Source organism: Chitinophaga agri (assembly GCF_010093065.1).
GTDB classification, from domain to species: Bacteria; Bacteroidota; Bacteroidia; order Chitinophagales; family Chitinophagaceae; genus Chitinophaga; species Chitinophaga agri.
On record NZ_CP048113.1, the window covers coordinates 7,489,491 to 7,514,228 of the forward strand.

The 24,738-nt window shown below is 46.9% G+C and carries 18 protein-coding genes and 1 tRNA gene; 11 read left to right on the forward strand and 8 right to left on the reverse strand.

The window, feature by feature from the left end; genetic code table 11:
* Positions 1-6: 6 nt before the first annotated feature.
* Positions 7-528: a YbhB/YbcL family Raf kinase inhibitor-like protein gene (locus tag GWR21_RS29565; RefSeq protein WP_162335290.1), complete on the reverse strand. Its 522-nt coding sequence runs from the start codon at positions 526-528 to the stop codon at positions 7-9.
* Between the two features lie 95 nt (positions 529-623).
* Positions 624-1,484 (reverse strand): helix-turn-helix domain-containing protein, encoded by an 861-nt coding sequence (locus tag GWR21_RS29570; RefSeq protein ID WP_162335291.1) that lies wholly within the window; start codon positions 1,482-1,484, stop codon positions 624-626.
* A gap of 171 nt (positions 1,485-1,655) precedes the next feature.
* Between GWR21_RS29570 and GWR21_RS29575 the strand changes: the two genes are divergently transcribed.
* Positions 1,656-2,522 carry a DMT family transporter gene (locus GWR21_RS29575; protein ID WP_162335292.1) on the forward strand — a complete coding sequence of 289 codons (867 nt, stop codon included), beginning with the start codon at positions 1,656-1,658 and terminating at the stop codon, positions 2,520-2,522.
* 59 nt (positions 2,523-2,581) lie between these two features.
* Here GWR21_RS29575 and GWR21_RS29580 read toward each other — a convergent pair whose 3' ends face one another.
* Positions 2,582-3,163, reverse strand: a complete 582-nt coding sequence (locus GWR21_RS29580; RefSeq protein WP_162335293.1) for a DUF4291 domain-containing protein — start codon at positions 3,161-3,163, stop codon at positions 2,582-2,584.
* Positions 3,164-3,579: 416 nt separating this feature from the next.
* Here GWR21_RS29580 and GWR21_RS29585 point away from each other — a divergent pair, with 416 nt between their 5' ends.
* Both GWR21_RS29585 and GWR21_RS29590 read left to right on the forward strand, forming a co-directional pair.
* A complete protein-coding gene (locus tag GWR21_RS29585; protein WP_162335294.1) occupies positions 3,580-4,476 on the forward strand; it encodes a DUF6263 family protein in 897 nt (298 codons plus the stop codon).
* 159 nt (positions 4,477-4,635) lie between these two features.
* Positions 4,636-5,187 carry a hypothetical protein gene (locus GWR21_RS29590; protein WP_162335295.1) on the forward strand — a complete coding sequence of 184 codons (552 nt, stop codon included), beginning with the start codon at positions 4,636-4,638 and terminating at the stop codon, positions 5,185-5,187.
* A 103-nt stretch (positions 5,188-5,290) separates the two neighbouring features.
* On the opposite strand, the gene GWR21_RS29595 is transcribed toward GWR21_RS29590, so the two are convergent.
* Positions 5,291-6,775 carry an MFS transporter gene (locus GWR21_RS29595; protein WP_162335296.1) on the reverse strand — a complete coding sequence of 495 codons (1,485 nt, stop codon included), beginning with the start codon at positions 6,773-6,775 and terminating at the stop codon, positions 5,291-5,293.
* 164 nt (positions 6,776-6,939) lie between these two features.
* Between GWR21_RS29595 and GWR21_RS29600 the strand changes: the two genes are divergently transcribed.
* Positions 6,940-9,180: a patatin-like phospholipase family protein gene (locus GWR21_RS29600; protein WP_162335297.1), complete on the forward strand. Its 2,241-nt coding sequence runs from the start codon at positions 6,940-6,942 to the stop codon at positions 9,178-9,180.
* Here GWR21_RS29600 and miaE read toward each other — a convergent pair.
* Complete coding sequence (gene miaE, locus GWR21_RS29605; RefSeq protein ID WP_162335298.1) at positions 9,177-9,773, reverse strand: tRNA-(ms[2]io[6]A)-hydroxylase; 597 nt, start codon at positions 9,771-9,773, stop codon at positions 9,177-9,179. The genes GWR21_RS29600 and miaE overlap by 4 nt on opposite strands.
* 26 nt (positions 9,774-9,799) lie before the next feature.
* Here miaE and GWR21_RS29610 point away from each other — a divergent pair, with 26 nt between their 5' ends.
* The 4 genes from GWR21_RS29610 (at position 9,800) to GWR21_RS29625 (ending at position 14,985) form a co-directional block, all read left to right on the forward strand.
* Complete coding sequence (locus tag GWR21_RS29610) at positions 9,800-10,909, forward strand: aminotransferase class I/II-fold pyridoxal phosphate-dependent enzyme (RefSeq protein ID WP_162335299.1); 1,110 nt, start codon at positions 9,800-9,802, stop codon at positions 10,907-10,909.
* A 52-nt stretch (positions 10,910-10,961) separates the two neighbouring features.
* Positions 10,962-13,385, forward strand: a complete 2,424-nt coding sequence (locus GWR21_RS29615; protein ID WP_162335300.1) for a penicillin acylase family protein — start codon at positions 10,962-10,964, stop codon at positions 13,383-13,385.
* Positions 13,386-13,460: 75 nt separating this feature from the next.
* Positions 13,461-13,533, forward strand: a tRNA-Lys gene (locus GWR21_RS29620).
* A gap of 567 nt (positions 13,534-14,100) precedes the next feature.
* Entirely contained in the window at positions 14,101-14,985 is an 885-nt protein-coding gene (locus GWR21_RS29625) for an AAA family ATPase (protein WP_162335301.1), read from the forward strand.
* 69 nt (positions 14,986-15,054) lie between these two features.
* Here GWR21_RS29625 and GWR21_RS29630 read toward each other — a convergent pair whose 3' ends face one another.
* Complete coding sequence (locus tag GWR21_RS29630) at positions 15,055-16,455, reverse strand: M23 family metallopeptidase (RefSeq protein ID WP_162335302.1); 1,401 nt, start codon at positions 16,453-16,455, stop codon at positions 15,055-15,057.
* 16 nt (positions 16,456-16,471) lie between these two features.
* Positions 16,472-18,256: a mechanosensitive ion channel family protein gene (locus tag GWR21_RS29635; protein WP_162335303.1), complete on the reverse strand. Its 1,785-nt coding sequence runs from the start codon at positions 18,254-18,256 to the stop codon at positions 16,472-16,474.
* Between the two features lie 162 nt (positions 18,257-18,418).
* Here GWR21_RS29635 and GWR21_RS29640 point away from each other — a divergent pair, with 162 nt between their 5' ends.
* The 3 genes from GWR21_RS29640 to GWR21_RS29650 all read left to right on the forward strand — a co-directional run bounded on the left by GWR21_RS29640 (position 18,419) and on the right by GWR21_RS29650 (position 23,739).
* Entirely contained in the window at positions 18,419-18,874 is a 456-nt protein-coding gene (locus tag GWR21_RS29640) for a MarR family winged helix-turn-helix transcriptional regulator (RefSeq protein ID WP_162335304.1), read from the forward strand.
* A gap of 17 nt (positions 18,875-18,891) precedes the next feature.
* Positions 18,892-21,498: a phosphoenolpyruvate synthase gene (ppsA, locus tag GWR21_RS29645; RefSeq protein WP_162335305.1), complete on the forward strand. Its 2,607-nt coding sequence runs from the start codon at positions 18,892-18,894 to the stop codon at positions 21,496-21,498.
* 117 nt (positions 21,499-21,615) lie between these two features.
* Positions 21,616-23,739: an NHL repeat-containing protein gene (locus tag GWR21_RS29650; protein ID WP_162335306.1), complete on the forward strand. Its 2,124-nt coding sequence runs from the start codon at positions 21,616-21,618 to the stop codon at positions 23,737-23,739.
* 120 nt (positions 23,740-23,859) lie between these two features.
* Here GWR21_RS29650 and GWR21_RS29655 read toward each other — a convergent pair whose 3' ends face one another.
* Entirely contained in the window at positions 23,860-24,726 is an 867-nt protein-coding gene (locus GWR21_RS29655) for a DUF808 domain-containing protein (protein ID WP_162335307.1), read from the reverse strand.
* Between the last annotated feature and the right edge of the window lie 12 nt (positions 24,727-24,738).

Here is a 24,738-nt window from a genome sequence, read left to right on the forward strand (position 1 = left end):
AAATGCTTACTGTTTTTGTCCGTAGACGATCAGTGATGCCTTGCCCAGTGTAGAAAAATGCATGTTGAATCCAACGAACGCAGGTGTCACATTTTCATCCAGTTCAAGGTGCTGACTCAAAGCATGTACGGTGATCAGGTACCGGTGTGCAGGACCTTCATTAGGTGCTGCACCGACATAACCCGGCATGCCGGTATCTGTATTACTCTGTATCGCACCTTCAGGAAGCAGTTTCTTACTCGTATCTCCTGCATTGGGTACCAGTTCGCTGATATGCGCAGGAATATTAAAAACAACCCAGTGCCAGAAGCCACTGCCCGTTGGTGCGTCCAGGTCATAGATGGTGACGGCAAAACTTTTTGTCCCTTCAGGAGCATGCTCCCAATAGAGCTGTGGAGACTGATTCCCTCCGTTAAAACCCCAGCCATTGGCATATTGCTGCAGAGATAGCTGCCCGCCGAGTTCTTTGCTTTTTAGGGTGAATGTCTGTGCAGTTGTGTTGTCGCCGGATGTAGTTGCTGTTGCCATAATCTGTTGTGTTTTTGTTTAAATGATGGCTCAAAGGTAGCTGTGGCGACAGGCTGGAATAAACAGATAACCGTTCAGAAAGTGTTGCTAAACGGTCAATTTGATAGTTGATATTGTTTGGGGGTAATGCCGTGTACCTGTTTAAAAGACTGGATGAAACTGGAGAGGTTCTCGTACCCCAGTTCATAGTAGATCTCACTGGCCTTTCTATTTTCCTGGCGGAGCATTTTGGCAGCCCGTTCCATTCTCTTCTCCAGGAACCATTTGTTCGGACTATTGTCGTAAATACGGGCGAACCTGCGTTTAAAAGAAGATAGGCTCATATTACACAGGAACGCGAGTTCTTCTACCGATACATTACTTTCTATATGAGATGTGACGGCCTGACGTACGATCAGATCGTCATTGGTTTCACTGCTCATGTGCCTGATCTGCTGGATCTGTCCCGGGTAATGTATGGCAAGGTATAGGAACAGTTCCTCCAGTTTTACTTTTTGCAGATGGTGATAGACCGGCTGATCGCCAGTCAGCATGTTGTCGAGGGACTGGGTAAAGCTCACCAGGAAAGGATCTTTATTAAATAACAAAAAGGGGAGGTCACCTGCCACTTTTTCCTGCATACCAGGTAGCGCATGGTGCCGCTCAAAAAAGTCGGTCAGTAGCTGACTATCAAATAAGATAAGGATACTGTGATAATCTGCCTGTGCTGTTGCCACTTTTTCGCTCATAAGGCAGTTTCCCGCAGCCAGCATCACAAACTGGTGAGGCTGGACAGTCACCTGTGTACCAGCAAAATGGACCGTCTTTTCTCCTTCCAGTAAGAACGTGATCATGTTTTGCTGCAGCATGATCTTCGTTTTCAGCGTAGGTGTATGGGTACGATACCGAATGATAGAAAGACGTTCCTCGTCCTTTTTTTCTGCTGCTGGTTTCGTCGCTAAAGCTTTCCTGTCCATAGTGTACAAAGGTAGGGTATTCCTTTAATCTCCGGTTGGAAGGGCTGCCTGGTCTTGATAGTATTCCGTATCTTCGCAGCCCTGAATCTCATTCCGGACTTTCTCTGCCCGATAAAACAGGTCCAATCCCTGGCTGAGGCAGACACAACATATATAAAACTATTTAGTTAAATGATTTACATTCTTTTAAGTGTAATCTGCAGCGTTACGGTAGGTATTATTCTTAAACTGGCTAAACGCTACGAGGTCAGTATTCTCCAGGCTATTGCCACAAACTATGTAGTGGCGGGTGGGTTGAGTTATTTCCTGTATAAGCCGGAACTGTCGATGATAGATGCGCATGCGCCCTGGCAGTTGTTTGCCGGTCTGGCGTTATTGCTGCCTTCTGTATTCTTAATATTAGGGATGTCTGTAAGACAGGCTGGGATTGTTAAAACCGACATTGCCCAGCGGCTGTCCCTGTTTATTTCTATCGTGGCCGCCTGGCTATTGTTTAAAGAGACATTCAACAACTATAAGATCATTGGACTGGTGCTAGGGTTTGTAGCGATATTCTTCGTGCTGAATAAGCCAAAAGTCCAGTCAGACGACAACAAACAGTCGCTTGCGCCCTTGCTGGTATTTTTAGGGTTTGGTATTATAGACATTATGTTTAAGCAGGTAGCGCTGGCGAAAGAGCTGCCTTATACCACATCACTGACCATGATCTTTATACTATCATTTACAGTGGCGGTTGTTTTCGTGATCGTGGAGGTACTGCGGAAGAAGACGGTATTACATATGAAGAACATCCTCTGGGGTATGCTGCTGGGTGCTTTTAACTTCGGAAATATTCTGTTCTATATGAGAGCACATAAGATCCTGCATAACAATCCTTCTACTGTGTTTGCGGCGATGAACCTGGGTGTGATCATACTGGGCAGCCTGGTGGGGATCACTATTTTCAGAGAGAAACTGAACCGCTACAACTATATAGGTATCGTACTGGCGATTGCTGCTGTGATCTGCATTACATTATCCCAGCTGTACGCGCGTTAATACCGGTTCTTTACCATTTTCCATCTGAAAGTGGCGGTAGTAGTTCGTCATGTGATTCATCAGCCCAGTTTAAGATCAGGTAAGAGATATGGCTGTTCATCCGGTAATAAAGACAATGCTTCTTCCCGTTTACCTGTTTTCACCAGTTCCCTGATATGCTGCACCCGTGCGGTAATATCATCTATCTGGGTGATCCATTCATTGACGTACTTCTCAACCGCAATACCTGTTATGCCCACCTGTATGGCCCGGTGTGGTAAAGCATGGAGATCAATGTCCCGCTCAGGGTCCCATTGCACCCTGGCCGGCGAGATCTTCAGTTGCTTACTCCATGCTGCGGAGGAGGGATAGATGGTATGATCATACTTCGACAGGCACGCATTTCTCAGCGCCCATTCAAAGCCTTCTCTTTTTATTTTGATAGCTAAAATATACTCCTGGTCCTCCTTTGTCGCCCATCCGGAACGATACATCGTCCAGAGGAATGATGGTTTGATCCAGGTCATTCTTTCCATTTTAAACGGAGGGGAAACGAAGGTTTGTTTAGCTACTGCGGATAATGCGATGCTTTTGTTGTAAGCCTGATATACCGTGATCGTTTCTTCATCATATACAGCACGGATCGTTTTTTCTTTCGTCATATTCGTTATAATGTATCGGGCTACAAAGATAAGCGACCTTATTTAAACCGCATGGCTGCCGGCAACATATCTTCCTGTGTAATTCCTTGCATAAATTTCCCTTTTGCGTAGATCAAATCTCGGATCAGCAGATAATGCCATACCGGACTGCCGGAGAAATAAACGTTTGCTTACACCAATAGCTGGTGGCCAGGTTTATGTCCGCTGGGCACTTGTATCACCACCACCTCGGTACATCCAACCGATAAATTGTTCTTATTAATTTAACTCCCCCAAAAGCATAATCTGGCCAGATTGCGATATGATGGTATGTTCACCTGTGTTGTTTTTGATTGATTATCACAGCGATAATGCTTGTCGGTAAATTGTATAATCATTTTTATATATTTGTTTTTTAAAACCAATAGCATTTACCTATGACCAAAAAGAGTGTTGTCCTGTTGACGGGCCTTATCTTCGTTTCAACGATCCTGACAGGACAGGTAAGAAAGACGATCATTCCAACATTGAATCCTGGAGAGCAGTACATTTTCAAGAACACAACCATTAACGACATTCACGAAGACGGTGTACGTACCATTAATCAGACTTATACGGCCAACTGGTTCCTGCGTGTGATAGGAAAGACAGCCGACGGCAAAGTGATGATGAAAGCTACTTATCTGAAGATCCAGCAGAGAACAGAACATCTATTCACACATGAGGCGACGGGCTTTAACTCCGATGATTTCAAAGAGTATGTAGTGAAAAGCCTGAACGATGACTTACATGCGCAGAACGATAGATTGCGTAAATTATGCGAAGGTATGATGGGTAAATCATTTACACTTTACTTCGACGATAACCTGCGTATAAACAAGGTAACTGGTGTGGATACACTGATTGAAAACGCGCTGATCGGTATGGATGAACAGGCGTCACCTGCTTTACAGAGCTTTCAGAAATCTACCAGAGGTACGATCAACAATGAAGAGATCTGGAAGGTCTTCGATGGCGCATTCGTGTACATTCCTGATGAAGCAGTAGGTACAGGTGACAAATGGAGCAAGGATGAGAATCATAATGTGGGTCCGCTGAAGGTAAATTACGTAGTGAAGAGCGAAGAAGACAACAATATGGAGATTGCCGTATCTTCTGCTGCTGCGATCAATAGTGATATCCAGGTGTCTTATTCCAGGAAAGGCACTATTACAGTAGATACTAAAACCGGACTATTGGTACAGTCTTCTATTAAAGATGATATGAAACCAAGAGCTGGTAACATTACAAGACTCGTGATCAAGACTGTCAAGAACGAACTGCAAAAGAAATAACAGCTAATGCTGGTGAAAAAAAGGCTTCAGTTACTGGAGCCTTTTTTTATATATTTATCACCGGAAAAGTCCTATGAGTCATTGTTAACTTCACATGAATCAGCAGATTCCCGGAGAGACGATCTCTCTTTAATCCAAACCTGTTTAAAATCATATCGAATGTCAGAACCAAGATCCTTGTACATAAAGCTCAGAATAAGTAAAGAAAACCTGGAAAGCTTCTTCCGGGATGCACCTGCTAAAGCTCCAGTAGACGAGCAATGGGAAGCATGGTGGAATAGCCGTGAAATGTATTCCAGGTCGAAGTTGATCGAAATACCAGCCTACTCAGATGACACGAATCTTGAAGCCCTCAGGCGCTGGCAGGATGATGGGATAGAAACGCTCAGCACTGAGCTGAACGAAGACGGAGAATGGACGTATACAATCATGATGTTCAGCCAGAACTACTTCGATATTCTGCCGATGCTGAACCTGCTGAAAAGCATGGAACGCCATCTGGCTCCTGATGATACTGGTGATGCGATCATTTATGATTACATCTGGGGTGGCGGCGATGTAATGGCGCATATCAGGTATGAAGGCCAGCAGGCAGCGCTGCAGCTTACCAGGCATCAGCAGGAACTGGACGCGTCCGTGCGGAATAAAATGAAGGCGACGATGGATGCCGTCTTTGATAAGCTGAACGAACAATACGGCGACGTAGACTGATGATGAACAGGCCACCGGATATTATCAGATGATCGTATGAACAATAAACCCGCTTAAGTAAAGATCTTAAGCGGGTTTGTTTGTATTGAAGATGAGGAGATGATCACTCGTTGCTGATCATATTACTTTTAATACCCGTCACCCCGATCAGGAAGCACACCAGTGCAATAGCTATCGGATAGAGCAATCCTGCCAGGTGGTTGTGCGTTTCTGTTACCAGTAATGTGGCAACAGTTGGCAGCAATCCGCCAAATATCCCGTTCCCTATATGATAAGGCAGGGACATCGAGGTATAGCGGATGCGCGTAGGGAATAATTCCACCAGGAAGGCGGCTATAGGTCCGTATACCATGGTTACAAAGATCACCTGTATAAACACCAGCAGGATGAGTTGCCATAGCTGAGGCGTACTTACAATGATCTCACGGGTGGTTTCTGCTTTACCATCCGTAGCAATGGTTGTCTCGCGGAACTTAGAGCCATCAGTGTATGTTTTTGTTTTAATGGACTTCTCTATGTTCTGCATTTTTTCATTCCGGGAGATGGTGTTCTCAATGCTGTAGCGGCTGGTATCTTCATTTTTCAGGCTGAGATCCGCCACCCTGTCCATACCCGCGTAGATCGGATAATAGGCGAGTGCTGCCACCAGCATACCTGTCATCATGATCTTTTTGCGCCCTATCTTGTCGGATAATTTACCAAAATAGATAAAGAACGGGGTACCGAGCAATAATGCTACTGCGATAATAATATTGGACTGTACAAATTCTACCTGCATGGTTTTCTGGAGGAATGACAGTGCATAAAATTGTCCGGTGTACCAGATCACGCCCTGACCCATGGTGGCGCCAAACAGTGCGAGCAATACCATGCGCAGGTTCTCTTTTTTACCAAAGCTTTCCTTCAGCGGATTGAGTGATGTTTTACCTTCTGCTTTCAGCTGCACAAACAGTGGTGATTCTTTCAGTCGTATCCTGATATAATAGGACATGAGTACCAGGAAGATAGACAGCCAGAAGGGAATACGCCATCCCCAGGCGTTGAAGTCTTCGGGAGTGAGGCTGGACCGGGTGATCAGGATCACCGCAAGCGATACGAACAGACCGAGTGTGGCGGTCGTTTGTATGAAACTGGTGTAATAGCCCCGCTGATCATGAGGAGAATGCTCCGCGACGTAGGTGGCCGCGCCTCCGTATTCACCACCGAGGGCCAGACCCTGTAACAGCCGGAGGACCAGTACAATAATTGGCGCGACGATGCCGATGCTCTCATACCCGGGTACAAAGCCGATGGCAAAAGTAGAGCCGCCCATAATGAGCAACGTTAGCAAAAAGGTGTACTTACGTCCCGTGAGATCGCCCAGGCGGCCGAAGACGATCGCCCCGAACGGGCGTACAATAAATCCCACGGCAAAAGTGGCCAAAGTGGCAATGTAGGCCAGATCAGGATTGCTGGGAGGAAAAAATTTCTGGGAAATGATGGCCGACAGACTACCAAAAATGTAGAAGTCATACCATTCAATGAGTGTCCCGGCGGAGGAGGCCAGTATTACCTGCCAGATGGTTTGTGAGACTTTGCTGTTGTTCATATACGTGGTTACTTGGTTGATATCGATGTATAATATAGGTAAATTGTTGTAAATGTTATAGTATTTGCATATTTAATAGGGGAAAAGGGGGAATAGTACGTCTTTTATTATAGTTATTTTCTTTTAACTTTAATGAGACTTCAGGATAGCTCTACAAATCATATATGCGTAAACGACCGGCTTTAGTTTTTTTATTTATCATACTGTTGCTACCCGCAGCGGTGTTCGCCCAGGATGCGGCAAAAAGACCTAAGATAGGTCTGACACTTAGTGGCGGCGGAGCTAAAGGGCTGGCACACATAGGTATTTTGCAGGCGCTCGACAGTGCCGGACTAAAGGTTGACTATATCACCGGTACCAGTATGGGAAGTATCGTAGGGTCGCTCTATGCTATGGGCTATTCCGGCGATGCAATTGAGAAACTGGCCCGGGAAATGGATTGGAGTAACCTGTTTTCGAATCAGCCGGTGCTGACGGACATATCCTTCGAAGAAAAGCGGGAGTATAATAAATACCTGATAGAGATCCCTTTTGAATACGGTAAACCCAAACTGGCGTCTGGCGTGATAGCAGGCGAGCAGCTCTGGCTGGAACTGGCCCGGTTGTGCTGGCCGGTGAATAATGTGAGAGATTTTTCCCAATTTGATATACCCTTTAAATGTATTGCCACAGATGTGACCACAGGAGACATCGTTACGCTGGATACCGGTGATATTGTCATGGCCATCCGCGCCAGCATGGCTATCCCTTCGGTGTTCACGGCAGTGAAGATTGGCGATAAGAACCTGGTGGACGGAGGGGTGGTACGCAACTTCCCTGTTATTACAGCGAAAGATATGGGGGCAGATATCGTGATCGGTTCCAACGTCAGTAGTGGTCTGCGTAAGGCGGAGCAACTCGCAACGCCACTGGATATTATTTATCAGCTGGGCTTTTACAAGGATGCGGAAGATTTTAAACAGGCAAAGAAACTGACGGATATCTACATACATCATCACCTGGATAATTATACGGCGGCCAGTTTCGGGAGCGTGGATTCCCTGCTGGCAATAGGAAAAAAGAAGGGTGATGAGATGTACCCTGTATTTAAACATATGGCGGATTCCCTGAATGCACTATACCCGCCGGCCACGCCCTTCCGGAAGAACAGGTTACCGTTCACGCCGGATATTGAACTGATAGATATTAAGGTCACCGGACTGGTACATTCAGATGAACGTTTCTTCAAAGGAAGGCTGGGACTGGTAAAAGGAGGTTGTTATACGCCTACTGATCTGAAAGATGCCGTACTGAATGTATTTGGTACCCGTTTCTATAAAATGATCACTTATGACCTCGAAGCGAAAGGGAACGGTAAAAGCCTGATGAATGTCCAGGTGGAGGAGAATCCGTTAACCTATGTGAAGTTTGCCTTGCAGTACAACAGTTTTACGAATGCCAGCGCTATTATTAATATCACACAGCGCAATTTTGTGGTGCCTAACTCCAGGGCGTTTGTTAGCTTAGCGATCGGGGAAAATCCAAGAGTAAAGGGAGAATTATTCAAATACCTGGGACCGAAGCGGAATTTTGGTTTCGGACTGGGCGTTGATTTCGAAGACAATGCGCTGACGCTCTACAAAGACTATAAGCGCCAGATGGAATATCATCTGAAATACCTGAATGGCGAAGCCAAGCTGCAATATACCCTGAACAGTATGATGGCGATAGGCGTAGGCACCCGGTTTGAGTTCCTGAACATCAGCCCGCGGTATGAGTCTGTGGAGGTTTTAAGGGGCAATGGTAATCAGCTGAATAGCTTCCTGTATTTCGGCGTGAACTCACTCGACAGAAAGATCTATCCGCATCGCGGTATGGACCTGCAGTTTGAATCAGGATGGGTGTATCGTCAGCAGACGGGCTACAGGGTATATAAGGACGGAGCGGAGATCATGCCGGAGGACTATGGTTATAAGTTCAACAATTACCAGCGTACCCTGCTGCGTATGAAGTATAACCTGCCTGTCAATCCTAAAGGTACGATGCAGCTGGAGGCAGGAGGTGGAGCTAACTTTACGCATCGCCAGGGGCCTATCAATGCCTTCCTGCTGGGAGGATTGAACACCGTGATCCGTAACCAGTTGCCTATTGTGGGTATCAGGGAGGCGGAGATCACAACATCAAGTGCGGCGACCCTGCAATTGTCCTATCAATATGAATTTATGCGGAATGTTTATGCGATTCCCCGTGCGGGCGCAGTGTTGTATGACTTCCTGGGGGATGTATCTTCGAAGTATAAGTATATGAGCGGGTATGGATTAACAGGGGGATATTCTTCCTTTATGGGGCCAATAGAAGCGTCCGTCATGTATTGTGACCAGGACGGACGCCTGCGGATGTATGTGAATATCGGATTTAATTTCTAGTGCATTCTGTCACCGCGCACTTCCAGGTTTTGAATGATGTCTGCCTCCAGTGTCAGCCATTCCTGCCAGCGGGCCCTTACCCTCTCTTCCGGTATATATTCATTGGCCAGGTCTATGAACAGGCGGTAATGCCCTGCTTCAGATATCATGAATTTGCGGTAAAATTCTTTCAGATAGGCATCTTCCAAACCTTCACTGAGCAGGCGGAAACGTTCCGCACTGCGGGCTTCAATGAGCGCAAATATGAGTAGTCTGTCCAGCAGTACTGATTGCGGATCACCACCTTTGTTCTGATGGAGCATCAGCGCGTTCACATACATATCTTTGCGCTGTTTGCCCAGGGAGAACCCACGTTTGCGCATTTCAGCCAGTACCTGCCGGAAATGTCCCCATTCTTCAGTGACGATAGGAGCGAGTTCCTGTACCAGTTTATCCTTTTCAGGATAACGCTGTATCAGGGATATACAGGAGGTAGCCGCTTTTTGTTCACAGAAAGCATGGTCAGTCAGGATCTCTTCCAGAGAGATAGCGGCCAGGTTTACCCAGCGCGGGTCAGTAGGGAGGTGTAGCCCTAATATGGAGACTTTACTCATCCGGCAAAGTTACTTAGCTTTGGGAGATGAAAGAAGATTTTCTTTTGCAGCAACTGGCTCAGCGTGAGGCGCAGCACGCATTCCGCCGTCTGAGACTGCCGGCTCCGGGGGCAGTGGATTTTTGTTCAAATGACTATCTGGGACTGGCACAGAGTAACGCTATGCAGGAGGCAGTGCATACGTTGTTACAGGCAAGACCGTATATGCATGGTAGTACAGGTTCGCGATTGCTGGCCGGTAACTATGCATGGGTGGAGGAGGCGGAAGCGATGCTGGCTGCCTTTCATCAGGCGCAGACTGGCCTGATCTATAACTCAGGATATGATGCCAATGTGGGCTTGTTCTCAGCAGTGCCACAGAAGGGAGATACGATCATTTACGATCAGTTGATCCATGCCTCTATCAGGGATGGGATACGGTTGTCAAAGGCGCAGGCTTTTTCTTTTCTACATAATGACATAGCCGATCTGCAGAAAAAACTGCAACATGGTGTGGGAAACATCTTTGTGGCCGTGGAATCGGTATATTCTATGGACGGAGATTTTGCACCATTACAGGAAGTGGCGGCACTTTGTGAGCAGACAGGGGCCAACCTGATCGTGGATGAGGCGCATGCGACAGGTGTGGTAGGAGAACGAGGGGAGGGGCTGGTGCAGCATTTACGGTTGCAGGAAGCCTGTTTTGCGCGCGTGCATACATTTGGTAAAGCCGTGGGCTGTCATGGCGCGGTGGTCTTGGGGAGTGCTCATTTGCGTGACTTTCTGATCAACTTTTCCCGTTCATTTATCTATACGACCGCGTTACCGCCAACTGCTATTGCGGCTATCGTGGCGAGTTATGAGTTATTCCCCTATATGCAGTCAGCGCGGGCGCATTTAGCGGCATTGATCACCCGGTTCCGGGAGGGAGCAAAAGGGCGGGCGACGTTATATAGTGAGACGCCTATTCAGATCGTACTGACACCCGGAAACGAGTATACCCGTGCGCTGGCAGGAGAATTACAGCTGGCCGGATTCGATGTACGCCCGATCCTGCATCCGACCGTTCCTAAAGGGAAAGAGCGGTTACGTATCGTATTACACAGCTTTAATACAGCAGCAGAGGTAGACCGCCTTTTGCAGGCACTGGTGAGGTGAAGGCAATAGGCTGCATTATAATTTTGTATCTTAGCATAACAAGATAGCACGTATGAGATTTGTTCCCTTTACCGTTTCGGCGGTGATCACCATTGCACTAATTATTTGCCTGGACAGGTCCTGGGGCGCACTTCCTCCATTCGGACGGTTGTTAAGTCCACAGGAAGGTTTCTGGCAGAATGCGACCTCTATCAGCAAGGATTATAACGAAGAGCTGCAGGTCCCTGGTTTACAGGGAAAGGTAGACGTTTGGCTGGATGACAGGATGGTGCCACATATCTTTGCTGAGAACAGCGCAGATGCTTATTATGTGGAGGGATATATGCATGCCCGTGACAGACTGTGGCAGATGGAGCTACAGTGTTTTGCAGCCGCCGGACGTTTGTCAGAGATCCTGGGGCCTAAGATGATCCCATACGACCGTCAGCAGCGTCGCACGGGGATGTTATATGGAGCGGAACAGGCAGTAAAGGCCATGGAGGCAGATCCGGTGGCTGGTCCGGCGATAAGGGCCTATGCAGATGGTATTAATGCGTATATCAGTACGCTGACAAAAGCAACACTTCCGTTAGAGTATAAATTGCTTGATTATAAACCAGAGAAGTGGACAACGCTTAATTCAGGTTTATTGCTGAAAATGATGGCCGCGGATCTGGCTGGCGGAGCGAATGACCTGGTATATACAAATGCCCGCCGTTTATTCAGCAAGGCGGATTTTAACCAGTTATACCCTGACTTCGGCGATAGTATTGATCCGATCATTCCGGCAGGTACGTCCTATCCGGCACCGACGGTAAAGGCTACGCCTCCGGCGGATAGTATATTGACGGCCGCTGGCATTTCCCTGAACTTTAAGGAAGAAAGGCCTGACCCGGATAACGGCAGTAATAACTGGGCTGTAGCCGGATCAAAGACACGTGCAGGCGCACCGATCCTCTGTAACGATCCGCACCTGGGATTAAGTCTGCCGTCTTTATGGTATGAGGTGCAGCTCCACACACCGGAAATGAATGTCTATGGGGCTACATTACCAGGCGCACCGGGTGTGATCATTGGTTTTAATGATCACATCGCCTGGGGAGTGACCAACGCGGCGGAAGATGTGAAAGATTATTACCTGATGCAGTTCCGTAACGGCAAGCAACAGTATATGTTCAACGGGACGTATCGTGATGCTGACCTGCGGATTGAGAAGATCAATGTGAAGGGCGGACAGCCTTACTATGACACGGTGGCCTATACTGTATGGGGACCAGTAGTCTACGATGCCGGTTTTCCTGATACGGCGACTCATCAGCAGTTCCTGGCTATGCGCTGGAAAGCCCTTGACCCTTCTGTAGAGATCCGGACATTTCTGGAACTGAATAAAGCGCATAACTATAACGACTATCTCGCTGCTTTAAAATATTACACCTGTCCTGCACAGAACTTCGCGTTTGCCGCAAAAACGGGAGAAATAGCACTCTGGCATAATGGTCAGTTCCCTTTACGCTGGAAAGACCAGGGAAAATGGATCATGCCTGGCGGGGATAGCGCTTTCGCCTGGCAGGGGTATGTGCCACAGGAGCAGAATCCACATATGTATAATCCGGTACGTGGGTTTGTCAGCTCTGCGAATCAGCATCCGACGGATAGTACTTACCCTTACCGGTATGTGGCAGACTTTGACCTGTTCCGTGGGAAACGTATCAACGAAGTATTGGCGGCAGACAGTCAGATCACTGTACAGGATATGATGGACCTGCAGAATGACAACCTGAACCCGTTCGCCAGGGCAGCACTTCCACTGATCCGTAAGCATTTACCAGCATCCCTGCTGACCGCAGACCAACAGGCCTACTGGAAAATGCTCGATAAGTGGGACTTGCAGAGTAGTCCGGACAGCAAGGGGGCAACACTGTTTAATATCTTCTGGGATAAGATGCAGTCGGCCATCTGGGACGACGATATAGTGATAGACAAGGTACCGTTGCAACAGCCATGGGAGAAGACTACATTGCTTTGGCTGTTACGGGATTCTTCTATGAAATACATCGATAATATCCATACAGCAGGAAAGGAAACACTCTCACAGGTGATGCTGAATTGTTTTGCGGCCACTGCTGATAGTGCCAGATCTCTGGATGCGCAGCAGAAGCTGGAGTTTGGCCGTTTCCGTGGCACGAATATCCGTCACCTGACGAGGTCTATTGCACCATTTGGGGCGATGAACCTGCGTACCGGCGGAGGGCGTCATATCGTCAATGCGACGAAGCAGACGCATGGTCCGTCCTGGAAGATGGTAGTACAGATGAGCGCGAAGACGGAAGCGTATGGTATTTATCCAGGTGGTCAGAGCGGAAATCCGGGAAGTCCGTTTTATGACAATGCGGTACAGGACTGGGTACAGGGAAAGTATTATCTTTTACATGTGTTTGATAAACAGGAGGATAGCGATCCGGCAGTAAAGTTTAAGATACATTTTACGAAGGGATAAAGATTTTTTTTAGAAATATTTGGCAGGGAATATATAATTCCTATCTTTGCACTCCCAATCACGGAAAAGGGGAATGATTCCGTAGCTCAGTTGGTAGAGCAATACACTTTTAATGTATGGGTCCTGGGTTCGAGTCCCAGCGGGATCACAAGAAAAGACTGCGCGAACAGCGTGGTCTTTTTTGTTTCAGGTGCAATGCCTGAAATTCCTTTAAGAATCCTAAATTAATGGGTTAACTTATCGGTCAATAAACCTCTGCAAATGAAAGTCAGAAGCATTACAATCCTGATTTGTATCACTTTCAAAACCTTCATTTAGATCTGACGTATCCTGCCGGGCACCCCAAAGCTGGTCGGGCGTTAGACAAAGTTTGTATCATTGGACAGAGTGGAACTGGAAAGACGACCTTATTGAAATTAATTTCCATTCTATCATATCGCACTTCTCAATTTGATCAGGTTGGATCGTTGGATAAAATTAAAAACATTGAGATTGAGTTTGAGTTTAGTGATGTGACAGCTACCAAATATCTCGAAGCTGATATAAGTTCTGACGACACTGTCAAATCATATTGGAGAAATTATTTGAAAGCAGGAGAGCCACTATCACCTGATGCAGTAAACAAATTGTGGTCGGAATAAATAGCAGGATATTACCTTTATCAATCTACTTTCCCGCAGATTTGGTCTATGATCTCGAGGCTGATTCCTCGAGTGTGAATGACTATACTAAAAAAAGGACTATCGACTTTTCTACGGAAAAAGCTGCAGATATCTGGAGCATTATTCTTAATAAAATTCAGAAATATCAGGAAGAAGAATTGAAGATCCGGCAACAAATATCGAAGGTTGCGGAGAAGAGTGACAATATTCAGGAGATACAGCGGGCAGTAAAGGAATTGGAAGAATGGCGCCAAAGTGCATTCAATCCGGTTGAAGATGTTGCCCAAAATTGTTTGAATGATGTATTACATCATTTTGGACTAAGGGTCAAAACAGCGCTTGATTTCCAAAAGAAGGAAGATATCGGATTCCTGAAGATAGAAGATTTTGAGAACAATGAAGTTCCGAATGGTTTATTAAGCACTGGGACAAAGCAGGTAATGCTTTCAGCACTCCCCTTATATTTACTTAAGCCGAATAAATGTCAGATTTTGTATGATGAGCCTGAGCGTTCATTGTATCCCGACTTACAGCGTTTCATTATTGATTATTATGTGAGTTTAACTACTGATTCCCAGTTCTTCTTTTCAACTCACTCTCCCATTATAGCTTCTTCTTTTGAGCCATGGGAGATCGTCGAACTGAAATTCGATGAAAAGTGGTATGTGTATAGGGATAAGTACTACGAAGGGGAAAACCATGTGGACAATTACTTTGTTGATCCACGGTATTTAGATTATGACCTGATCCTAAAGAAGGTTTTTGATCTGAAAGACACCAGTAGCGATCTGCGAATGGAAGCACTGGTGGAATTAAGTATGTTGAAAAATCAGTTAGACACACTGAAACAGGAAGGTAAATTACAAACTGAAAAAGCAAAGGCAATCTTGACACGTTATAAATCGCTGGCGCAAAAGCTGGCATGGGAAACCGAATGATCCGATCATGCGTAAAATTGATAAGTCCAGGTTGTTGGCCACCAGATATAAAGAATGGCTGTGGCGCAATTATAACCTCACCCAGCCCCTTTCTTCCCCATGTTTCACAAAATAAAACGCCCCATTTGTCCCCATCAGCTGTATCCCGCTACCCGCAGGAATAGTCGTTTTCACAGCCGCCAGAGTATCAGGTTGATCTAACAGTGGCACTGCCGCTTTCACTGTCTGTTTCCTAAACGACGACACTGCCACGCGTTTACCCTCCACAAAGCCTTCCCGGCCATCCATCAGCGATACCTTATACCATGATGCCGTTCCTGCAAGGATAGCTATCACACTATTGGCAGGCAGTTTCTCTACGATAATGGCCTTCGGTGAAGGAGCTGCATATAACGGAGTCGTTGTATTTACACGGGCTGTTTGTTGTAGCAGGGTAGTATCTACATACACTGGTGGAGCAGGTGTCCGTTGCCGTAGTACAAATGGCATAGGATCAATGGCTCCGTTACCAGTATAGATACCGAAGTGCAAATGAGTAGGCGTATGCCTGGCATTACCTGTATTACCCATTAATCCCAGGGTATCGCCGGTATACACACGCTGCCCTTCCTGTACAAGTTGTGCATCAAGATGAGCGTAATATAAGCTGTAGGAAGCGTGGTCGGGGCGCATAAATATGACCTTTCCTCCCAGATTATTCTCCCGTGTACTGGTAACAATGCCGTCAGCGGCAGCCACCACAGGCGTTCTGAATTTGCCAAAGATATCTATGCCCTCATGGCTGCGTTTACCACCATCCCGGTTGTCACCCCAGAAGCTGCCAATGGTAGGATTCGCGTTATTCGGTACCGGAAAGGCTAAGGTTGGTCCTGTACTGATAGACAGATCATAGCCGCCGCTTTTTAGCAACTCGGGTTGTAACCGTAGGATGAATTGTCCATCAGCTTCTACCACATGTTCCAGTTTCCAGGTAGTAGAATCTGCGGCTGCCAGTAGCGAGGGCGCACTCCCTGGTTTACCGGGTTGGAGTAGTTCGGCAAAGAGCCGGAACTGACCAGCCGGTTTCATATCTATCTGTATGATAATTCTTTCGCCACGTCTGGCGGAAAACAGCAGGCCGGCAGCGGCCGGTTTCTCTGCAGCAAAGTACCCGGTTTCTCTATATGGAATGGCGACAGAAAGGGGCTGACTGATCGCTTTTTGCGCAGCGGAAAACCAGCGTATGCCTAGTTCGGAGGTAGACAGACCGGCGTCTGTGATACGGCTGGCATACTGCTCATGCGCGGACTTTTCCGTAAACAGGCCCTTCCTCGAAGAGGAGCAGGCCATAGCGAGTATACTGACAGTAAGCAAGAGGCTCCGGGCTGTAGTTCGCATGGGCGTATTATTTAATGTATGATCTTTCATTACCAGTGAAATAGCTGCAATTGTCGCGCCACTCATTCCGCTGGTCCTATCTTGGTAGATCATGTGAGCATCATGCGAATTACTTGCCTTCCTCCCTTACAACATGGTACGACGGGGACAGTATTTCGATATTGGCTTTTTTGAACATATCCTGGATATGCTCAAGCAGATTGCTGTATATCGCAGCTTGTTTATTTGCTTCTCTGGTATAGGCGTTGATCTGATAGGAAATACTAAAATCATCAAGGCTGGTTTGTAATACAAAAGGTTTGGGAGACGCCTGTATATGTATTGTTTTAAGGGCCGCTTCGATCAGTAGTTCATATACCTGTTGCCACGGCTCATCATAACCGATGGTGACGGTGTAATGTACGATCAGCCCGTCTTTTTCATTTTGCGTATAGCTGGAATAATTCACAGTTGAACTGGATAATACGGTCGAATTAGGTACTGTAATATCTTCATTTTTGATTGTTCTTATCCTCGTCACCAGCATTGATTTTTCTACCACATCACCTACAACGTCACCAATCTTCACCCTGTCTCCAATTCTGAACGGCCGCATGTACGTAATGACAAGACCTGCAACAATATTACTGATTGCACTGGATGAGCCGAGAGAGAGCAATATGCCAAGAAACACAGAGACTCCCTGGAATGCTGGTGAACCGGAGCCCGGAAGAAAAGGGAATATCAGTACCACCATGAAAGCATATAGCGTAACTCTCAGGATATTGAATGTCGGGATGGCCCAGTCAGCATGGAAGCCCCGGAACTGTATACTGCCCCGTTTCAGTTCGTTGAACATATACTTCACGGCTCTTATCACATACCGGAATATCAGGTATATGATAATTATTTTAAACAGGTTGGGGAGGTAAGCCAATATAGCATTGGCGGCGGACTTCAGCGGCGAAAGTATCCAGTCAAGAAGGGTATGTGTCCAGGATTTGGTTTCAGGGAAGATACTGAACAAAAGGGGAAGAGATAGATACAATACCAGGATAATGACAAGGATCTTTAACAGGAAGTTGACCCTGAGTAAAAGAAATTCGAGATGATCTGCTGTAATTATCTTCAGTTTTTTAAGCCGTAACTCTTTTATGTGTTTTTCCTTATTGAGAGATATCATATCTGCTACCCGTCTGAATAGCTTATTCACCAGGAAGACCACAACTGTTAGCAGCATGATGATCAGTAATACCAGTCCCAGACGTTTTAACAAATTGACCAGGCTATGTTCCTGACGTTCTCCTGTGACCGTCTGTTTGATGGTTCGCAGGTACTCATCCGCCAGGGCAGCGTTGCTTTTACCAAACCACAGGCCGTCCAGGTTACCTATACTAACAATTACATCTGTGTTATTGTAGGTGATGTCAAAATATCCTTCATTCTCAACTATCCTTAGTGAATCGGATTCGAAAAATGGCATTTTATACAGGTTCTCTATTTTATGTGATACCGACTTCGCCCTTTCCATTGCATTAAAGGAGCCTGTCCTTGTATAAATATAAAATAACGTATCCTGGTTAAGTATGACAGGGTATCCTGTAGTTGATTTTTTCAGTGTCTTTAGTTTCTCCAGTTGTGCAATATTTCGCAGGGAATCGCTCACCGCGATCTTCCGTAACTGGGCTTCGAGTTCCTCCGTACGTTTAACATTGCCAGCCACAGCAGAGAGCTCGCGGGTCAACTGCATTTTGACAAGGGAGTCAATTCTCCTTTGTTGTTCGTCCTTCATCAATATTGCTTCATTAATAGCAGTGCTGTTTGTGTCATGGGTAGTCGCAGGTTGTTGCGCCAGGCAGCAATGCCTGGTTACCACGGAGCATAATATCAGTAGTAATATCCTGGAATAAGCCATAGTGTTATTTTAGCTAGTTAAGGATCAATGTCTTAAAGATAAGACATTCAGTATTATTGCCTGTAAAAGAGCGCGTATGTTTTAGCCCCCGGGAAATTTATCTCGTTGTATTTGTAAGATAATATTATCTTAGTGGCTAAGATATTTACCAAATAAGATAAGATGAATAACGACGAGATCACCCGTATAAGGCGGCTGAGTCAGCAGTATGCGTACACTTCCATTCATATGCATGAGGCGATTGCCCGAAAAGCCGGTCTGCCGGGAACGGACCATAAATACCTGGGCTTTTTACTGCAAAAGGGTAGTATGACGGCGGGAGAACTGTCTGCATTCACCGGCCTGACTACAGGGGCGGTGACCGGATTAGTAGACCGTTTCGAAAAAAAGAAGCTGGTCAGAAGAGAGTTTGCTGCAGATGACAGGCGAAAAGTGATGATCGTGCCCGATACGAAGAGGATAATGGACCTCTTAGCCCCGCTGTATAAAGACTTCCGGAGTCAGTCTGAACAGCTGATCGCTTCTTTCTCGGATGAAGAAATAAAAGTCCTTGAAGCCTACTTTTCAAAGGCTATTGAGCTAATGGATAAAACGACCTCCTGGGTCAACAATGCCTAATTGTCAAAAGCAGCAATATGAGTTCGTACATACTTGGTTTTGAGAGAATAGATAAGACACAACTGGGGCTGGTGGGTGGTAAAGGGGCCAATTTGGGAGAGCTGTCCCGTATTGCAGATGTACAGGTGCCTGGTGGCTTTTGTGTTACTACAGCCGCCTATAAAGAGGTCATTGGAAATCATCCGGAGGTAAACACACTACTTGATCAACTGGCGATATTGACGATAGACGACAGGAAAGAGATCGGAGCCTTGTGTGCCCGTATCCGTGAGGTGATTGAACATGCACCTGTTGCCGCGCATATAGCCGGCGAGATCGTCAGCTATCTTACACAGTATGATGTACAACAGCCTTTTGCCGTGCGGTCCAGTGCGACGGCCGAAGATCTTCCTGCTGCATCTTTTGCAGGGCAACAGGACTCTTATCTGAATGTTACCGGAGAAGGCGCTATACTCAAACATATCCGTAAATGCTGGGCATCACTTTATACTGACCGCGCTGTAATATACCGTCTGCAACAGGGATTTGACCACAGAAAGGTGTATCTGTCTGTCGTTGTACAGCAAATGATCTTCCCCGAGGTATCGGGCATCATGTTTACCGCAGATCCGGTAACATCAAACCGGAAGATTGTTGCTATTGATGCGGGCTTCGGGTTGGGAGAGGCCCTGGTTGGCGGACTGGTCACTGCTGATAACTTCACAGTCCGGGAGGGTAAGATCATCAACCGGAAGATCGCTGTGAAGAAACTGGAAGTCCGGGCTGTAGCTGGCGGCGGTACAAAGGTGCAGGAAATCGATGCTGAGCGTCAGTGTAAGGCTTCCTTACGAGATGAAGAGGTGATCTCACTGGAACGTCTCGGACGGAAAATAGCCGCTTATTTTGGCGTTCCGCAGGATATAGAATGGTGTCTGAGCAATGGGACGTTTTATATGCTTCAGAGCAGGCCGGTCACTACGTTATATCCTGTTCCGGTAAAAAACGACAACGAGCCTCATGTATACATCTCGGTAGGGCATCAGCAAATGATGACAGATGCGATGAAGCCGTTGGGATTGTCTATGTTCCTGCTTACGGCCGCCCGCCCGATGGACCATGCCGGTGGGCGGTTGTTTGTAGACGTCGCCCCCGATTTGGCATCTCCTGCTAAAAGACATGTGCTCATAAATGTGCTTGGCAAAAATGACCCGCTTATAAAAGATGCGCTGACCAGTATTATGGAACGAACGGATTTTATACGACCATTGCCGGAGGAAGACAACATCTCCGGGCCAGGTAAAGGTCCGCAACCCCGCGATTTCCAGACACTGAGTAACTATGATCCGGAAGTGGTCACGGAGTTAATACATGGGAACCAGAAGTTGATTGACACACTGAAGCAGCAGATTCAGCTGAAATCAGGTACAGATCTGCTCGATTTTATAAAGGACGATGTACAGCAATTAAGGAGCGGCCTCTATGACCCGCGTAGTTTCGGTGTGGTGATGACGGCTATGAATGCTGCATCATGGATCAATGAGAAGATGATGCTTTGGCTGGGTGAAAAGAATGCGGCAGATGTACTTTCTCAGTCTCTTCCTCATAACGTCACTGCTGAAATGGGCCTGGCACTGCTGCATGTCGCAGACGTTGTACGCCGCTATCCCGCAATAGTTGAGTATCTGCAACGGGTAAAGGACGATAATTTCCTGGATGAACTGAGCCGGTTTACTGGTGGGCTGCAGGTCAGGGATGCCATCAATAACTATTTGCAGCAATACGGGATGCGCTGCCCGGGAGAGATTGATATCACAAAAACACGCTGGAGCGAAAAGCCGTCGATGCTGCTTCCTGTTCTGCTCAGTAACGTTAAAAACTTCCAGCCTGGCGCCGGTGAACAGCGATTTGAGCAGGGACAACACGAAGCAGTAAAAAAGGAAGAAGCATTGCTGTATCGTTTAAGACAACTACCAGACGGAGAACAAAAGGCGCAGGAAACTAAGCAGATGATCGCCCTTGTGAGGAGCCTGGCGGGTTACAGGGAATACCCCAAATACAGTATCGTTAACCGCTATTTCATTTATAAACAGGCATTATTGCAAGAAGCCGGGAAACTGGTTCAATCCGGTGTTATCCGGGAAAAGGAAGATATCTACTATCTCACCTTCGGAGAACTGCGAGACGTGATCGCGACTGGTATCATCGATGAGCAGATCATTCAGAAGGCAAAAGCGGAATACGCATTATTTGAAAAACTAACACCTCCAAGAGTGATCACTTCAGAAGGAGAGGTCCTTTCAGGGAGGTATAAACGGGATGATCTTCCGGCAGGTGCTATCGCGGGGCTGGCCGTTTCTTCCGGCATAATAGAGGGGCGCGCAAGGGTGATACTGGATATGGGCGCTGCTGATCTGGAAGAAGGGGACATACTGGTGACTACATTTACTGACCCCAGCTGGACTCCATTATTTGTAGCGATAAGAGGGCTGATCACTGAAGTCGGCGGACTAATGACGCATGGTGCTGTTATTGCCCGGGAGTATGGCCTGCCGGCTGTTGTTGGTGTGGACAACGCTACGCAACTGATCAGAGACGGACAGCAGATACGTGTAAATGGAACGGATGGATATATAGAGATACTATAACTCACTATTCAACAGGATTGCCATATATTTACTTTACGGAGCCCCTATTTTGTCTCCTCCCGTTATGTCTGTGTGAATGTTACTCTTAAATGCTAAATCCCCTAATCTCTGGTTATCATGTCTACAAAAGCAGTTCGCTTCCATGTGGAAGTAAAGGACGTGGAAATCACGTCCGGTCATTATATCGTGCATGCCATTGCGCCGCCCGCAGATTTCTCCGCCCAGCAACATTTTACAGGCAATACCTTTGAACATGTTATTTCAGGTGGTAGTCAGTATTTTGCCGTATCCGTGGTCATTACCAGTTATAAACAACATGGTCAGTCATATAGCTGTGCAATGCCTGTCAGTCTGCTGGCTACCTTCACATTGCCTGACGCTGTTGATGTCAAGGTGTGCCCCGAGTCCTCAGTCGCATCTATATATACCTTTGCGGGAATGGCCCATGTGGACGCCCACGGCAACGTACGGATAGCCGGTACTGAACGCAATATGAAGATCGCCTATGGTATGAAGCAGCAGCTCTATCGCACAGAAGGTATCGTGGCAGATATGATCAGGCAGTCCCCAAATGGATTTGAAACAAACAGTTACCCAATGTTCAACTCATTGTGTAACCTGTTCTATTATTGCCTGACTGATACAAAATTTTACGAGGCGTTCCTGGGATGTGTATGGCATCCGGAAGACGTGAAGAACGAAAACTTCCTGCAGGCATTGCGACATCTGTTGCATGATCCGTTTACAGGTGCCAGCGCTATTTACAGATTGCTGGCTGACAGACCGGAGATATACAAGGACTCGCTTATCTCGATGAATTTACCGGAAGATAGAAAGGTGCCTGACAACTGGACATTGACCTTAAAACTGAATAGTTCCGGGTCGAAGAACTTTATTCCGAGTGGGTCGGCTTTTGTTGTATTCGATGCGGATGATAATGCCTGGATAGCGAATAATTTCAGGGCAGGATCAGGAGATTCAGGTACGCATTGCCCTGTTTATAAATACGATGGCACACCTGCCAGTTTCTCGCCGGTACAGGGAGGCGGTTTGCTGGGTGTAGCATTTGGCGCAGCAATAGATCCTGCTAAAGCATACATCTCTTTCGGGAATTTCGGGTGGGGGTCAGAATATAACAATCCACAACAGGGCAGCATCTCCCGGTTTCACAAGGACGGACGACCTGTTTCGCCGGCTAATGGGTTTACCATCGGGCTCTCCCGTGTGCAAGGTATGGAGTATGACCGTCATGGTAATTTATGGATGGCCTCTGTAGGCTGTCAGGATCCATTTGCGCCGGCGCCGGCAGGTCTTTATCCTTTTACCAGTGAGCCAAGTGCAGTAGTTGTATACCTGAAACAGGACGATCCTGAAAAGGAGCCTGCCAGGGAAAATGTAGTGATCTGCGATGAGTTCCCCATAAAACATACGTCCACATCTGACCCTGTATATGCCCGCACGCCTTATCTGAAGATCTTCGATGTAACGCCCGATAATAAAGGAAATGCCTATGTCTCGTGTATAGGTAACTACGACAGTGAACATCCGGACCAATGTGTGGTGGCGGCTGTCTATAAGGTAGCGCTGGAGCAGAACAGGCTCGTTGTTAAATGCAGCTGGTACAGTGAATATACCAATACCCGCACAGGACAGACTGGTTACGAATCCCTCCGGCAGGTAGCGATTGATGGAGATGGCAATATCGTAGTTGTTGGTGTAGCCAGTAGCAGGGCTACAGTACTACATCCGGATACGCTGAAGAAGATCACCTATTACGATGTTGAAACCTATAACCCATGGGGCGTAAAGATAGACCGGAAAAAGACGGTTTTCCTGGCTAATTTCGGCCGGGACGAGGGAGAACGAGCAGGTGATCATACACTTGACCTGCAGGCCCGTTTTGGTGTGACAATGCTTCGTGACCCTGCTGACCCTGCCAGTGCGAAGCTACTGACTCTTCCCACGGGTGGCTCGGAAGTAATGCTGGCAAACGGGCATCCGCTATATGGTAACCAGACCAGGCCCGGAAAACCAATCCTACTGGTAAAGGGAGAACCCGTTCCCACGCCTGTTCGTATGAAATGTTACCAGCCTATAATGCGGCTGACTTCAACCAATATAGACGGTGCGGGTAACCTCTGGTGTATGAATAACTGGAAGCCTGCTGCCCTGGTGGATGTGCTCAGTAACCCTGGTGGTGATGGGGTAGTGATCTTTCTCGGTATCGCAGCACCTGAGTGAAGCGCCCGGTTTTTACCTGTTAGTTGATGAATAGCGCAGATTAGCCAGGGCCCTGGCTGCGTCGGCAATCCCGGCCATCATCTGACGCCGGGATTTTGTTTGTATCTAAAGATGTGAAAATTATCGTTTGAACAGTGCGATCAGTTTTTTACTTCCTGTGATCAGCAGTACCATGAGCAGACCTGCGATCAATCCGAAAGTCGCTTCTTTTACTATCCCAATCAGATTCGGCATAAAATGATGCAAGTATTCAATATTATGGGCGAAGATACCACCGGCCACTAAGATCAGTGCAATGGTCCCCACAACTCCCAGTATCCTGATCACAACCGGCAGTGATTTTACCAGCAGACGGCCCAGCACGGAAAGGAAGCCTTTATTACGGGAATGCTTGATAAGTTTGTAACCGGCATCATCCATTCTGACAATGATGGCAACAATACCGTATACGCCTATAGTTGCCAGAACAGCCACAATAGACACAGTAACGATTTGTGTCATCAGAGACTTCTCCAATACAGAACCAAGGGCAATAATTACGATCTCGACGGAGAGAATAAAGTCGGTGGTAATGGCAGACTTGATCTTCGCTTTCTCTGCATCCTTCGCATTTTGTTGTGCATCAGCAGCGGCTTCATCGCTTTCATCTGCATGATGGAAGAAGTACTCAATAATTTTCTCCACGCCTTCGTATGCCAGGTAAAATCCACCCAGGATCAGTGCTATTTTGATGGCAACAGGTAGGAACGCATTCAATAGTAATGCAATAGGAACAATGATCAGTTTGTTGATCAGTGAGCCTTTCGTGATGGCCCAGAGCACAGGCAGTTCCCGTGAAGAGAGGAAGCCAGTCGCTTTTTCCGCGTTTACCGCTAAATCGTCGCCTAATATACCTGCCGTCTTCCTTGTTGCTACTTTAGCCGCCACGGAAACATCATCCATTAGTGTCGCTATATCATCCAGAATTACAAAGATGCCTGATGCCATAAAAAGTCATTA

Bases quoted from the DNA above. Each gene is read 5' to 3' on its own strand.
- GWR21_RS29590 (WP_162335295.1), top strand. From the start codon at position 4,636: ATGTCAGAACCAAGATCCTTGTACATAAAGCTCAGAATAAGTAAAGAA.
- ppsA (WP_162335305.1), top strand. From the start codon at position 18,892: ATGAGTTCGTACATACTTGGTTTTGAGAGAATAGATAAGACACAACTG.
- GWR21_RS29615 (WP_162335300.1), top strand. From the start codon at position 10,962: ATGAGATTTGTTCCCTTTACCGTTTCGGCGGTGATCACCATTGCACTA.
- GWR21_RS29595 (WP_162335296.1), bottom strand. From the start codon at position 6,775: ATGAACAACAGCAAAGTCTCACAAACCATCTGGCAGGTAATACTGGCC.
- miaE (WP_162335298.1), bottom strand. From the start codon at position 9,773: ATGAGTAAAGTCTCCATATTAGGGCTACACCTCCCTACTGACCCGCGC.
- GWR21_RS29655 (WP_162335307.1), bottom strand. From the start codon at position 24,726: ATGGCATCAGGCATCTTTGTAATTCTGGATGATATAGCGACACTAATG.
- GWR21_RS29585 (WP_162335294.1), top strand. From the start codon at position 3,580: ATGACCAAAAAGAGTGTTGTCCTGTTGACGGGCCTTATCTTCGTTTCA.
- GWR21_RS29580 (WP_162335293.1), bottom strand. From the start codon at position 3,163: ATGACGAAAGAAAAAACGATCCGTGCTGTATATGATGAAGAAACGATC.
- GWR21_RS29600 (WP_162335297.1), top strand. From the start codon at position 6,940: ATGCGTAAACGACCGGCTTTAGTTTTTTTATTTATCATACTGTTGCTA.
- GWR21_RS29565 (WP_162335290.1), bottom strand. From the start codon at position 528: ATGGCAACAGCAACTACATCCGGCGACAACACAACTGCACAGACATTC.
- GWR21_RS29635 (WP_162335303.1), bottom strand. From the start codon at position 18,256: ATGGCTTATTCCAGGATATTACTACTGATATTATGCTCCGTGGTAACC.
- GWR21_RS29575 (WP_162335292.1), top strand. From the start codon at position 1,656: ATGATTTACATTCTTTTAAGTGTAATCTGCAGCGTTACGGTAGGTATT.
- GWR21_RS29610 (WP_162335299.1), top strand. From the start codon at position 9,800: ATGAAAGAAGATTTTCTTTTGCAGCAACTGGCTCAGCGTGAGGCGCAG.
- GWR21_RS29640 (WP_162335304.1), top strand. From the start codon at position 18,419: ATGAATAACGACGAGATCACCCGTATAAGGCGGCTGAGTCAGCAGTAT.
- GWR21_RS29570 (WP_162335291.1), bottom strand. From the start codon at position 1,484: ATGGACAGGAAAGCTTTAGCGACGAAACCAGCAGCAGAAAAAAAGGAC.
- GWR21_RS29630 (WP_162335302.1), bottom strand. From the start codon at position 16,455: ATGATCTACCAAGATAGGACCAGCGGAATGAGTGGCGCGACAATTGCA.
- GWR21_RS29650 (WP_162335306.1), top strand. From the start codon at position 21,616: ATGTCTACAAAAGCAGTTCGCTTCCATGTGGAAGTAAAGGACGTGGAA.